The sequence below is a fragment of the Desulfamplus magnetovallimortis genome (assembly GCF_900170035.1).
GTDB lineage: Bacteria > Desulfobacterota > Desulfobacteria > Desulfobacterales > Desulfobacteraceae > Desulfamplus > Desulfamplus magnetovallimortis.
Window position 1 is genome coordinate 1811 of the sequence record NZ_LT828551.1, and the last position, 12864, is coordinate 14674.

Genomic DNA, 12864 nt, shown 5'->3' on the forward strand with positions numbered 1-12864 from the left:
TACTGTTCGATACAACAACATTCGGGTAATTTCGGCACGAGATATGACATTGAGTGAGATTGAAAGGTATGAACAATGACAAAAAAAATACCACAATTTAAGACAGAGGAAGAAGAACGCCTTTTCTGGCAAAAACACGATTCATCGGAATATATTGACTGGTCTGATGCTGAAGAAATTGCTTTTCCTCGGCTTAAACCCACAACCAGGAAAATATCTATCAGACTTCCTGAAATGATGCTGGATGAGTTAAAAACATTGGCAAACAAGCGGGATGTTCCCTATCAATCTTTGCTAAAAATGTTTCTTTCCGAACGCATTGATGCTGAAATGAATAGAAATTCAGTGTAATTTTCAAACAGGTTATATAATCAGGCATACATCAACTTGCCTTTAGGTTCAGGAATGTATCTATTTAATTCTTTTGCTGTTTCTATCCATTTGGCAATAATTACTTCCGCATTTGTTAAGGCTTCCTGGTATGTTGCTCCATCAGCCATACACCCTGGCAGTTCAGGAACTTCGGCAATGTATGCTTCATCTTCCTGGCTCCAATATAATATAATTTCATATTTGGATTTCATCTGATTGACCTTTAAACAACTTTGTTAAAAATTTTTCAATTTTGCTCATACAGGCTCAATTCATAGTTAAATTTATTTTGTTAACCTACAAGGTGATATTCACTTGAGTTTATCCTTGGTTTTAATGTTAATCTAATAGGGCAGATATGACAACCTTAAATCCAGAATACCTCCAATCAGAACTCCCAGCAATCCAACTGTTTGAGAAACTGGGATATACTTACCAAAACGGCTCAACCAACGATGAGCGTTCATCCATCAACGATGTTATACTGGAAAACCGCTTAAAAGATGCCATTAAACGGTTAAATCCCTGGCTGAACGAGAATAATGTCAATAACGCCTTTAAGGAAATCACCTCTGTATCTGCCACATCATTTATCGAAGCAAATGAGCACATCCATAAACTCATCAGCACACAGGAATATACCCCAAAACAGATTATAGACGGTAAAGAGACCTACAGGGGCGTTTCTTATATCGACTTCATCAACATCGAGAACAATGACTTTCTCATTGTCAATCAGATGAAGTTCAAGGGTAAGGAAAAGAACTCAATCCCAGATCTTGCTGTCTTTGTAAATGGCCTGCCCCTGGCCGTCATAGAGTGTAAATCTCCCACTGCCCAGGGTGCTTTTTCCGATTGTGTCAATGACCTTATTTATTATCAGATAAACAGTGAAAAACTGTTCAGATACAATCAGGTATGTGTCGGTATTTACAAGGTTGGTGGTAAATACGGGGCTGTCGGGGCCAAAGAAGTTCATTATCAGCATTACAAATCAGATGAGACCCAAGACATTGAAGCATTACTGGAAAGAGACCCTACACATCAAGACATCCTCATCTATAACCTCTTTGAAAAAGAGAAATTCCTTGATTTAATACGCAACTTTGTCATATTGTCAATGGCCATTAACAATCCCATACAGGCCACCTCCGTCAAACACTTAAAGAAACTTTTGAAAGATGATTACGGCAAAACCATCACCACCACCATACAGAAGTTTCAGGAGGTTGATGAAGATGGGAATATCATCAAAGTCTCCAAAGAGAAGATAGAAGCAGATGGTAAGCATGGGTTTAACAGGCCAGAAAAGAAAAGCGTATCTCACAACTTGAGTTGTTTGAAGAGTTGGATAAGATTCAGCAGAAACTCGTCAATGAGAGCAATGAAGCCACTGCTATGGGATTTACTTCCCAGCGTGAATTTGCTGTATTCAAGACCTTAGAGAATGTTATAGACGGCGATGCCAAGGATATAACTCATACTATCTTTAAGGAACTAAATGGTGAACTTTCCATAGCGGGCTGGTGGGATAGAGCACAGGTTATGAAATCAATGCGTGTGAAAATAAAGGGTGTTCTAAAAGGAAAAGTTGAGGTAAAAGAGGCACAAAAATTGGCATCCTTCATATCAGCTCAAAAGTAGTTTACACTTTTCGGAAAATTTTGAACCATGATTAAAGGATTTAAGGATTAACATGATGAATAATCAAGAAAATCCCTTAATCATGAAAATCATGGTTCAGAAAAGTGTAAACCGATAAATGAAAGATGCCCAAAAATTAACTGTATCTCTACTTGACCTCATTAAAAGGAATTAGAATTTGCCCGTTGCCCAGTACGGAACCACAGAAATTCATTACTCCCACATCATCGACACATCGCTAAAACATGGCTACATCACCGTGGGTTTTTATGAAGGGGTGATTTTGAAAACTCCACCTATTGAGGATGATAAGGCAGATAAACTTATACTCAGTAAAGGCCGATGGATTGTGGAGAAAATTAAACTGGTGGAGCGTATCCCCCAGGGAGAAATTATTACAGGCTCAAGGCTTTTGTACCTTGGTAAGCGGTATTATGTTAAGATTACCAAAGACACTACTGTTAAAGATGCCAAGGTTCAATTCACTCACTCCAGATTTAACATCACCATCAACCCGGATGTAGAAGATAGACAATCTGCCATAGACAAAGCACTGGAGACATTCTCACGGGATAAGGCTAAAGAAAAAATATTACCCCTTGTCAAGAATTGGAGTGAAACAATGGGACTTATCCCCAACTCCGTCAGTTTAAGGAAACTTTCTAAAAGGTGGGGAAGTTGTACCAACGACAATGACATCCTTATCAATTTTGATGCCGTCAAACTGCCATTCAGCCTCATAGACTATATTGTTATCCACGAATTGACCCATATCAAACATAAAGACCACTCTAAAGACTTCTACCGAGAACTCGCCAAAGATGCCCCTGATTGGGAAGATATGGATGAAAGACTTGGGGATATAAAATTATAGAAGAGGAAGCGATGACAGAAGCAAAACAATTTATTCAAAACTATACGGTTCCCATTGCCATGTTTTTTATTTTTAGTAGCATTCTTGCCTACCTTGTACATTTGGCATTTCAGAGTGGCGGTTGGATGTATTTGCTTTTGCTGATTGCGATAATTCCTGCCAACATTGTTTATCGTTTGGTAAAAGTTCTATTTTGTGGGCAGAAGTTGATTATAGAGAATAATAAAATTATCAGAATTAAACACCGTTTTGAAGAAGAACACTCTGGTGAAATAGCAAAAACACTATCAGAAATTGTTCTTTACAAAGACGGAGATATCCGAAGTTATCGGTTCAAGTTTGATGATGAAGAAAATATGATGATTCAAGTTTCTCCAGCGGTATACAAACAAAGAGAGGAATTGGAACGTATTTTAGAACCGTTTGTATTGAATGGTGATATTCCTGTGCGTGATGATTTTTGGAGATAACACGGAGGGCGTTATGGAGAGTAGATTTGATGCGTTTTTTGGCATAACCAACGTTGAAAATATTGATGAAGAGATAAAACACATTCGTGATGACTGGAAATAACTATGAAACAGTATCTCATCGACACCAATTAACTAACGGTTTTTTACAATTTTTTGATTTTTGGCTTTTAACGAGGTGCTGTCAATCATCTGACCAAACAAGGTAATATACAAATTAAAACAATATTGCATTTGTCAATGAAGAGCCATAGGTAATGGCATCCATGAGATCAAAATTGATTATGACCCAGGATACAGGATCTATTTTGCAAATCATGGAGATGTAATCATTGTATTACTTTGCAGTGGAGACAAACGGACTCAAGATAAGGACATAAAGATTGCCCATGAGTATTGGAAAACATATAAAAAGGAATACAGGTGATTAAAATGCCAGTTATAAGTTATGAAGAAGGCTTGCTTGAGCGGTTGCAAGATCCTGAATATGCATCTGCCTATATTGCGGAAGCGTTGATGGATGGAGATCAGGAGGTTATACGTATCGCATTTCAGGATGTTATTAATGCCAACAAACTGTCTTTAGAGATCAACAGTAAGGAAGCCGCATAAACCTTGAACAGCATTTCTTTGATATTATGAAAAAGTTTTGAAAAAATCATCGACCTATCGGCCGAATGGCACTCACAAGCACATTTGTATCTGCTCAAGCTTTTTTCTCAAAAAGTATCGTCCAGATTGAAGATCTTGTGTTTGGGAAACTGGTGTAAAAGAGTGGAAATCAAGGGGTTACAGCCAATCGGTTGTAACCCTTTTTTTGTTGGTATCTCTCCACATCCAGCAGATTAAGTTGCAAGATTTTTAAATTTGTGGTTTTATACCACCCATGAAAAAACGATATTATAAAAACAGCAAACAAACCATTCGACACAATGACTTTCCCCACATAAAGCCTGCGGCTGACAAAGAGCTTAAAAGTGTCTTTTCAAAAATCGGAATTCCTGGCACCAGCAATTTCTCTCCTGACAGATTTCAACTTCAGGCAATCAGTGCAATTGGTGATTCAGATTGCCTTGTTACTGCGCCCACAGGCTCAGGAAAAACATGGATAGCTGAAGAGGCTGCCAGAAAAATCATTGACAATCCCCAAAAAAAATCAACTGTTACCCAGGCAGGAAATCCTGAACAGCCTTTCTCAACAATAACAAATTCAGAGTCAAATGCGGAACCAAAAACAGAAAACCGAGGCAAAATCTGGTACGCAACACCGCTTAAAGCCCTCACAAACTCCATTTATATGCGCTTTGCCCATATTTTTGGAAAGGATAAGGTTGGCATTCTTACTGGAGACACCAAGGAAAATGCCGATGCTACCATTATAATAGGAACCACAGAGATACTGAGAAATCAGCTCTATGATGCCATGTTCACAGGGGAGAATCTCAAGTGCGATCTTGTCATACTTGATGAAGCCCACTATCTTGGTGATACTGAAAGAGGTGTTGTGTGGGAAGAGATAATTATTTATCTGCCAGTGAGAATCCCTCTTCTTATGCTCTCTGCAACCATTGGAAATCCGGAGCATCTTTCCGGATGGCTTGAGACAATCAGGGGAAGAGAGTGCAAGATTATTCAGGAAAACAAACGACCGGTTCCACTTTTTCCTCTGTTTCTCCATCCATCAGGAACGCTTCAGCCACTTTTGAAAAACGGCTTTCAGCCAGGCAAAAAAGCCTTAATGCACAAAACAACCCTTGATTTTCTGAAACTTGAATCCCCTCCCCAGATTGCACCTACTGGACGTCTCCCCCGTTTTTCGGATATTCTAAGGGTATTGAAAAAATTCGATCTTCTTCCTGCCATCTTTTTCCTGAAATCCAGAGCTGACTGTGACCACGCAATAAGGCTTTGCAACTCCGAATTAATATCAAAGGAACCTGATCGGCAAGATGCCCTTTTCCGGCGGATGGCTGAACTGATAGGAGAGAATGGACACCTCTCAAGGCATCTCCAGCGGGAACAGGTGGAAAAAACCGCCACGGCATCCCATCACAGCGGTCATCTCCCTGCATGGAAGGTGGTTGTTGAAACACTTATGTCAGAAGGACTTCTTGATGCCATGTTTGCAACATCCACAGTGGCAGCAGGGGTTAACTTTCCTGCCAGAAGCGTTGTCATTCTCAACTCTGACCGCTTTAACGGCAAGGATTTTCTGCCCCTTACAGCAAGTGAATTCCAGCAGATGACAGGAAGAGCCGGTCGCAGGGGAATGGACAATATTGGCTTTGCCATTGTTACGCCTGGAAAATTTATGGATATCAGGCATGCATCACGTATGGTGTCAGCCCCTCCTGCCGATGTCCAGAGCCAGTTGCGGATTGATTTTTCCATGGTACTGAACCTTTTGCTCTCCCATACCCCTGAACAGATAAGAGAACTTCTGAAAAAATCCTTTGCATCATATATGCTCAACAAAGGCAGCCGTGGAAAATATGCCAGAAAACTATACGGACGAGAACTTGAGTTTTTGTGGGACGACTTTCTTGCCCACTTAAGCTTTTTGAAGGACGAAGGATTTGTCACAGATGACGGCCAGTTGACAGAAGATGGCATCTGGGCATCCAAGCTCAGAATTGACTCACCCCTTATGGTTGCTCACTGCATAAGGGAAGGTCTTCTGCCGCGAAGAGATCCGATGCTTCTTTGTGCTTTCATGGCCTCTTTTGTAAATGAAAAGGAGTTTGATGATTCACTTCTGCCATTGAAGCTGTTGCCAAGAAAATTGACACAGGGCTTTTCAAAACTGAAAAAAGAGCTGCGCCCCTTTACTTCAAGAATGATAAGAAATGGTTTCCATGTACCAGGTATCTATCTTCAGCCCGCTGCAACAATGCTCTCATGGGCACAGGATGAACCCTGGGAAAATGCGGTAAAACGATCTTCCATGGCAGAAGGAGACCTTGCCCGCCTTGTACTTAGAACAGGTGAAAACTTAAGGCAGCTTTCAGGATTACGGCAAACATTTCCGGATATTGCAAAAAACAGTGAAGAGGCCTGCGAGCTTATCCTGAAAGAGCCTGTTGTAATCTCGTTTGTATGATTTTGCAGAATTGAATTTAAGGGCCTTTTAGGACATGCTTTTCCATAAACTCTTGATTTGAGACCATCAAAACATGAACAAAAAAATAAAATATATCCTTGAAAACTGGAAAATGATACTGCACCTTCTTTTCAGGACAAAAAGATTTGGAGTAAATAATATGGAATGGTCCCAACAGGATTCTCTGTTCGGACAATCTTGGATTATCGGGTTTGCAGGCCTACTCAAAAATTATAAAATGATGAAAATCAGAGCCTTTTCTGGATTCATTCCATTAAACGATGCCATTGCCCTTTTTCCGGAACACGCAAGAAGGAACGGATACCATGCCATTAAACCCCCGTTGACAAAACCTTAGAGTCAGCATAAAATATGCCCCTTATATTCTGCGTAACAGCCAATACATCTCTATTTCACTTCTCCTCTGCTGATTAACAGATATTTAAGATGAAAACCATTTTGAGGTTGTACACATAACTCTTTAAGCTTTTACTCATAATATTTTGCGGTTGAATCCTTAACTCTTTGAGCTTTTACACATAAATTTTGAGGTTGGATCCTTAACTCTTTGAGCTTTTACACATAAAATTTTGAGGTTGGATCCTTAACTCTTTGAGCTTTTACACATGATGATTGCTGATCAATCATCCCATTTTATCAAAAAAAACAACAGGAAATACCATATATGTCAGAAGATACCAAAAAAGTAATCTACTCCATGATCAAGGTGAGTAAGTTCTACGACAAGAAGCCCGTTATCAAGGATGTCTCACTCTCCTATTTTTACGGTGCAAAAATAGGCGTACTTGGACTTAACGGTTCCGGAAAAAGCTCCCTGCTTAAAATCATGGCAGGTGTGGACAAGGAGTATAATGGAGAAACCATTCTATCCAAAGGATTTTCCGTGGGATATCTTGAACAGGAACCACTGCTTGATGAAAACCGAACAGTAAAAGAGATTGTTGAACAGGGTGTTCAAGAGACTGTTGATCTCATAAATGAGTATGAAGCCATAAGCGAAAAATTTGCAGAACCCATGTCTGATGAAGAGATGGATAAACTCATCCAGCGCCAGGGAGAGCTTCAGGACAAACTTGACCATATCAACGCCTGGGATCTTGACTCACGTCTTAAAATGGCAATGGATGCACTGAGATGCCCGCCGGAAGATACCCCTGTCAATATAATTTCAGGCGGTGAAAAGCGACGTGTGGCACTTTGCCGTCTTCTTCTCCAGAAACCTGATATCCTGCTGCTTGATGAGCCTACCAACCACCTTGACGCCGCTTCTGTTGCATGGCTTGAACAGCATTTGAGTCAATATGAAGGAACAGTTATTGCCGTAACCCATGACCGCTATTTCTTAGACAATGTGGCAGGCTGGATACTGGAGCTTGACAGAGGAGAGGGAATCCCCTGGAAGGGAAACTACTCCTCTTGGCTGGAACAGAAACAAAACCGCCTGAAAAATGAAGAAAAAAAGGAGAGCAAACGTCAGAAGACACTTGAAAGGGAGCTTGAATGGATACGAATGTCCCCCAAGGGTAAACGCTCCAAATCAAAGGCAAGGCTATCATCCTATGATGAACTTCTAAAGCAAGCCGGTAAAGAGAGAGAACAGGATCTGGAAATTTTTATTCCACCAGGCCCAAGACTCGGGGACAAGGTTGTTATTGCCCAGGGAGTATCAAAGGCATTTGGGGAGAAGCTTCTTGTGGAAGATATGAGCTTTATCATTCCACCAGGAGGAATCATAGGCGTTGTAGGTCCAAATGGGGCAGGTAAATCAACTCTTTTTAACATGATAACATCAAAAGAGAAACCAGATGCAGGAACCATTGAACTTGGAGAGACAGTAAAAATTGCCTATGTTGATCAGGATAGAAATATACTTGACCCTGAAAAGACAATTTGGGAAGTGATTTCAGGCAGTAATGAGACCATCTCCCTTGGCGGAAGAGAAGTAAACTCCCGTGCCTATGTCTCCAAATTCAACTTTTCAGGTTCAGATCAGCAAAAAAAGGTCGGAGTTCTGTCAGGAGGAGAGAGAAACCGTGTTCATCTGGCAAGAATGCTGAAAGAAGAGGCAAATCTTCTGCTTCTTGATGAGCCAACCAACGACCTTGATGTCAACACCCTTCGGGCACTTGAAGATGCCCTTGAAAACTTTGCAGGATGTGCAGTTGTGATAAGCCATGACAGATGGTTCCTTGACAGAATAGCAACCCATATCCTGGCCTTTGAGGGTGACAGCACCACGGTATTCTTTGAAGGAAGCTACACTGACTACGAAAAAGACAGAAAAAAACGCCTTGGCATCAGTGCTGATCAGCCTGAAAGAATAAAATACAGGCATCTTACCCGATAGATGCAGATAATTAAGGCATGTTTCATTTTCCGGTTTACGCTTTCTTGAAGCATAGCCCCCATTTTTCGAGCAGCTCACCCCAAAAAGTGTAAAGTACTTTTGAGTTGATATGAAAAATGTCAAAATTAACATGAAATAAATTCAATAAGTTACAAAAAAATAAACGAGTCATAAGGATATGAGGCAGGATTATGTAATCCTGCCTCTTTTTTGAACAATTGATGAATTCCGCAATAGAGATCTTATGCGACCCTGTTTTTTTAATATTTAATTGATTAATTATCCTGAATGATTTATAAAACTCACTTTACTGAAAATAGCAATAGAACCCTATGGAAACCATGAACCCCGATTCAGCAACCCTAAATAGCGACGCAGACTCAGAGCCCCTTATTCACCCCACAGATTCAGAGCAATCAAGTCAAACCTTTGAATCCACCCCCAAAAAGACCAGAAGTGATGTTCGGACACTCAGGGAGATCGGCAGACGCAGAACATTTGCCATAATAAGCCATCCCGATGCAGGCAAGACAACACTGACTGAAAAGCTTCTTCTTTTTGGCGGTGCAATCAAGCAGGCAGGCGCTGTGAAATCCAGGAAAACCGAACGAAAAGCCACAAGTGACTTTCTCTCCATAGAACAGGAGAGAGGCATCAGCGTATCCTCTTCCGTAATGAAATTTAACTACAAAGGCTATGAAGTAAACCTTCTGGATACCCCGGGCCACAAGGATTTTTCCGAAGATACCTACCGCGTACTCACAGCAGTTGACTGTGCAGTCATGATAATTGACAGTGCAAAAGGAGTGGAGCCACAGACCCGAAAACTTATGGAGGTCTGCCGGATGCGCAACACCCCCATCATAACATTTATCAACAAGCTTGATCGGGAGGGCATGGATCCACTATCTCTTTTTGAGGATGTGGAAGATAAACTCCAGATTGAGTGTACCCCCATAACCTGGCCAATTGGCATGGGAAAACGATTTAAAGGGGTATATCATCTCCAGAAACACTCGCTTGGACTCTTTGCCCCAGGATATTCACCAAAGGATGGAGACGGCATTCTTATCAATGATCTTGACGATCCTCTGCTTGATAAAAGCCTTGGAAAACAGGCCGAAGAACTTAGGGATGATATTGAACTTATTGAAGGAGCATCTGACCCCTTCAACATGGAAGAGTACCTTAAAGGCTCCCAGACACCTGTATTTTTCGGAAGTGCCATCAACAATTTCGGTGTACGGGAGATGCTTGACTCTTTTGTGGAAATGGCTCCACCACCTGGCATCCGAAAGGCATCAACAAGGGATGTTGCACCGGATGAACCTGCATTTACAGGGTTTACATTTAAAATACAGGCCAATATGGATCCCGCACACAGGGACAGAATAGCCTTTTTCCGCATATGCTCAGGAAAGTTCACACGTGGTATGAAGGTACGTCACCACAGAATCAACAAAGATGTAATTCTATCCAACGCAACAATATTCATGGCACAGGAGAGAAGTAACATTGATGAAGCCTATCCCGGGGATATCATAGGCATCCATAACCACGGCACCATAAAAATTGGCGATACCTTCACAGAAAAGGAACCGCTTAAATTCCTGGGAATCCCAAGCTTTGCCCCTGAACACTTCAGGCGGGTACTTCTTAAAAACCCCATGAAGACAAAAGCTCTTCAAAAAGGACTCCTGCAGCTTGCTGAAGAGGGTACAATCCAGGTATTCAGGCCAAAGATAAACAATGATTATATCCTTGGCGCAGTTGGTGTACTCCAGTTTGACGTCACCATGGCAAGACTTGCTGCCGAGTACAATGTTGATGCCGCCCATGAACCGGTTGATCTTTCTGTGGCAAGATGGATTACCTGTGAAAACGAAGCAAAACTTAAGGAGTTCATCCGCAAAAACGAAGCATCAATTGCAATAGATTCAGAGGGTTGGATAACTTTTCTTACTACCAGCGAATACCAGCTCGGCTTTGCAATTGAAGCATGGCCGGATATAAAATTTCATAAAACAAGGGAATATAACTAAACGGGCATGATTGCGTATCAATCGCCCCCAAGTATAAAAATGATAGTCATTTTCCTGGTAAAGGGGCATGATTGATTACGTATCAATCACCCCCAAATATAGAAACGATAGTCATTTTCATGCTAAAATAGATAAAGGAGACAGAAAGATGAAAGTTCTTGTCAGTGACAAGATGGGTGAAGCAGGTCTTGATATATTCAGGAATGAAGAGGGAATTGAATTAGATGTAAAAACAGGCCTTTCTCCTGAAGAACTAAAGGAGATAATCGGTCAGTATGATGGTCTTGCCATACGAAGCGCCACAAAGGTAACGAGCGACATTATAAATGCTGCCACCAATCTAAAAGTAATTGGAAGAGCAGGTATAGGGCTTGATAATGTGGATATTCCGGCTGCCACCCAGAAAGGTATCGCAGTCATGAATACTCCTGGCGGTAACACCAGAACCACAGCAGAACATGCCATTGCCATGATGATGTCCCTGACCCGCAATATTCCCCAGGGTACAGCCACTCTCAAGCAGTCTCTTTGGGAAAAGAAAAATCTCCAGGGACGTGAACTTTTCGACAAAACCCTTGGGCTTATTGGATTTGGAAATATTGGTTCTATTGTTGCTTCCCTTGCCCAGGGTCTTAAAATGAAAGTCATTATATTTGACCCCAATGTAACTTGCGAGCACATTGAAAAGTCTGGATATGAGTGTGTAACCTTAGAAGAGCTCTACCAGCGTTCTGACTACATAACAATTCATGTGCCAAAACTTGAAAGCACAACCAACCTTCTCAACAAGGCAGCCTTTGAAATGATGAAACAGGGGGTTATGATCATCAACTGCGCAAGGGGTGGTATCATACACGAAGGGGATCTGTATGATGCAATTGTAAGTGGAAAGGTTGCAGGAGCCGCACTTGATGTATTTGAAACAGAGCCGCCAAAGGGCAATCCCCTATTGACACTTGACAGAGTTATTGCAACACCTCATCTTGGAGCATCAACCCAGGAGGCCCAGACCAATGTAGCGGTTGCTGTGGCAAATCAGATCATTGCCTATCTTAAATACAATACCATTATAAATGCCGTAAATGTTCCATCAGTAACTGGAGAGCTGTTAAAAAAGCTTCAGCCCTATCTCTACCTTGCAGAACGCATTGGAAAAATGCACACATTCATGACCCAGGGGCCCATCAAAGAGATCAACATTGAGTATGCCGGCAATTTTATGGATCTGGATCTCAAACCTGTAACCCTTGCTGCTGTCCGTGGTATTCTTACTCCGCTTGTCAAGTATGAAGTAAACTCGGTCAATGCCAATGCACTTGCAAGGAATATGGGCATAAAAATATCTGAAAGTACAAGTCAGGAGAGCGCCCACTACATTAACCTAATCCGTATGCAGGTTACCTATGAAGATGGAACAAACCTTATTTCAGGAACCATCTTTGGAAAGGATGACGCAAGAATCATCAGAATCAACAAGTTCCGTCTTGAAGTGGTGCCAGAAGGATATCTCTCCCTTATCCATAACAAAGATGTTCCTGGAGCCATCGGAGACATAGGAACATGCCTTGGCAAGCACAACATAAATATCGGAAGAATGATGGTCGGCAGGGAAGATGATGGAGACCGCAATATTATTTTCATCAGAACTGATACTCCTGTATCGGAAGAGGTCTCCAATGAGATTGAATCCCTTGACAAAGTTCATTCAATAATAAATTTTGAATTTTAGAACTATACTTGATGCCCCTGTAAAAAGTCCAAACAGGCCAATTTGCTATTAACTCAAAATAGACATCTTATTGCTTTTTCAGAAGTTATTGCATTTGTCTGAATCAGGATAAAAAGGATGTTCAGGATAGTCATTTTCACGGTAAACGGTCATGGCTGCCAGCCAGCCACCCCGGAATATTGAAAATTGTATCCATTTCCACGGTAAACGGTCATGGCCGGCATCCAGCCCCCTCGAATATGGAAATTTGTATCTATTTCCACGG

At 41.3% G+C, this 12864-nt stretch carries 13 protein-coding genes; 12 read left to right on the plus strand and 1 reads right to left on the minus strand.

What is annotated here, in order from left to right; all coding sequences use genetic code 11:
• The first annotated feature begins 75 nt into the window (after positions 1-75).
• Positions 76-351 carry a BrnA antitoxin family protein gene (locus MTBBW1_RS17965; RefSeq protein WP_080805595.1) on the plus strand — a complete coding sequence of 92 codons (276 nt, stop codon included), beginning with the start codon at positions 76-78 and terminating at the stop codon, positions 349-351.
• 20 nt (positions 352-371) lie between these two features.
• Here the strand turns inward: MTBBW1_RS17965 and MTBBW1_RS17970 are convergent, their stop codons facing one another.
• A complete protein-coding gene (locus MTBBW1_RS17970) occupies positions 372-584 on the minus strand; it encodes a type II toxin-antitoxin system HicB family antitoxin (RefSeq protein ID WP_080805597.1) in 213 nt (70 codons plus the stop codon).
• Positions 585-730: 146 nt separating this feature from the next.
• Between MTBBW1_RS17970 and MTBBW1_RS17975 the strand changes: the two genes are divergently transcribed.
• The 11 genes from MTBBW1_RS17975 to serA all read left to right on the plus strand — a co-directional run bounded on the left by MTBBW1_RS17975 (position 731) and on the right by serA (position 12599).
• Positions 731-1816 carry a type I restriction endonuclease gene (locus MTBBW1_RS17975; RefSeq protein ID WP_080805599.1) on the plus strand — a complete coding sequence of 362 codons (1086 nt, stop codon included), beginning with the start codon at positions 731-733 and terminating at the stop codon, positions 1814-1816.
• Positions 1771-2016, plus strand: a complete 246-nt coding sequence (locus MTBBW1_RS17980) for a hypothetical protein (protein WP_080805601.1) — start codon at positions 1771-1773, stop codon at positions 2014-2016. Before MTBBW1_RS17975 ends, MTBBW1_RS17980 begins: the two co-directional genes overlap by 46 nt.
• 178 nt (positions 2017-2194) lie before the next feature.
• Positions 2195-2890 (plus strand): M48 family metallopeptidase, encoded by a 696-nt coding sequence (locus tag MTBBW1_RS17985; RefSeq protein ID WP_080805603.1) that lies wholly within the window; start codon positions 2195-2197, stop codon positions 2888-2890.
• A gap of 11 nt (positions 2891-2901) precedes the next feature.
• Positions 2902-3360, plus strand: a complete 459-nt coding sequence (locus MTBBW1_RS17990; RefSeq protein ID WP_080805605.1) for a hypothetical protein — start codon at positions 2902-2904, stop codon at positions 3358-3360.
• A 250-nt stretch (positions 3361-3610) separates the two neighbouring features.
• Complete coding sequence (locus tag MTBBW1_RS30425) at positions 3611-3787, plus strand: type II toxin-antitoxin system RelE/ParE family toxin (protein ID WP_080805882.1); 177 nt, start codon at positions 3611-3613, stop codon at positions 3785-3787.
• A 5-nt stretch (positions 3788-3792) separates the two neighbouring features.
• Positions 3793-3972 (plus strand): helix-turn-helix domain-containing transcriptional regulator, encoded by a 180-nt coding sequence (locus MTBBW1_RS18000; RefSeq protein WP_080805607.1) that lies wholly within the window; start codon positions 3793-3795, stop codon positions 3970-3972.
• A 274-nt stretch (positions 3973-4246) separates the two neighbouring features.
• Complete coding sequence (locus MTBBW1_RS18005; protein WP_080805609.1) at positions 4247-6460, plus strand: DEAD/DEAH box helicase; 2214 nt, start codon at positions 4247-4249, stop codon at positions 6458-6460.
• A gap of 73 nt (positions 6461-6533) precedes the next feature.
• The gene (locus MTBBW1_RS18010) at positions 6534-6818 is read left to right on the plus strand and encodes a hypothetical protein (RefSeq protein ID WP_080805610.1); all 285 of its coding nucleotides are present in this window, start codon (positions 6534-6536) and stop codon (positions 6816-6818) included.
• A 327-nt stretch (positions 6819-7145) separates the two neighbouring features.
• Complete coding sequence (gene ettA / locus MTBBW1_RS18015) at positions 7146-8828, plus strand: energy-dependent translational throttle protein EttA (protein ID WP_080805613.1); 1683 nt, start codon at positions 7146-7148, stop codon at positions 8826-8828.
• 341 nt (positions 8829-9169) lie between these two features.
• A complete protein-coding gene (locus MTBBW1_RS18020) occupies positions 9170-10870 on the plus strand; it encodes a peptide chain release factor 3 (RefSeq protein ID WP_080805614.1) in 1701 nt (566 codons plus the stop codon).
• Between the two features lie 148 nt (positions 10871-11018).
• On the plus strand, positions 11019-12599 hold the full coding sequence (gene serA, locus MTBBW1_RS18025; protein WP_080805616.1) for a phosphoglycerate dehydrogenase: 1581 nt from the start codon (positions 11019-11021) through the stop codon (positions 12597-12599).
• The last annotated feature ends 265 nt before the right edge of the window (positions 12600-12864 follow it).

Excerpts from the sequence above, each read along its gene's own strand:
- MTBBW1_RS17970 (WP_080805597.1), bottom strand. The coding sequence starts at position 584 with ATGAAATCCAAATATGAAATTATATTATATTGGAGCCAGGAAGATGAA.
- MTBBW1_RS17980 (WP_080805601.1), top strand. The coding sequence starts at position 1,771 with ATGGGATTTACTTCCCAGCGTGAATTTGCTGTATTCAAGACCTTAGAG.
- serA (WP_080805616.1), top strand. The coding sequence starts at position 11,019 with ATGAAAGTTCTTGTCAGTGACAAGATGGGTGAAGCAGGTCTTGATATA.
- MTBBW1_RS17990 (WP_080805605.1), top strand. The coding sequence starts at position 2,902 with ATGACAGAAGCAAAACAATTTATTCAAAACTATACGGTTCCCATTGCC.
- MTBBW1_RS18020 (WP_080805614.1), top strand. The coding sequence starts at position 9,170 with ATGAACCCCGATTCAGCAACCCTAAATAGCGACGCAGACTCAGAGCCC.
- MTBBW1_RS17965 (WP_080805595.1), top strand. The coding sequence starts at position 76 with ATGACAAAAAAAATACCACAATTTAAGACAGAGGAAGAAGAACGCCTT.
- MTBBW1_RS18000 (WP_080805607.1), top strand. The coding sequence starts at position 3,793 with ATGCCAGTTATAAGTTATGAAGAAGGCTTGCTTGAGCGGTTGCAAGAT.
- ettA (WP_080805613.1), top strand. The coding sequence starts at position 7,146 with ATGTCAGAAGATACCAAAAAAGTAATCTACTCCATGATCAAGGTGAGT.
- MTBBW1_RS18010 (WP_080805610.1), top strand. The coding sequence starts at position 6,534 with ATGAACAAAAAAATAAAATATATCCTTGAAAACTGGAAAATGATACTG.
- MTBBW1_RS17975 (WP_080805599.1), top strand. The coding sequence starts at position 731 with ATGACAACCTTAAATCCAGAATACCTCCAATCAGAACTCCCAGCAATC.
- MTBBW1_RS18005 (WP_080805609.1), top strand. The coding sequence starts at position 4,247 with ATGAAAAAACGATATTATAAAAACAGCAAACAAACCATTCGACACAAT.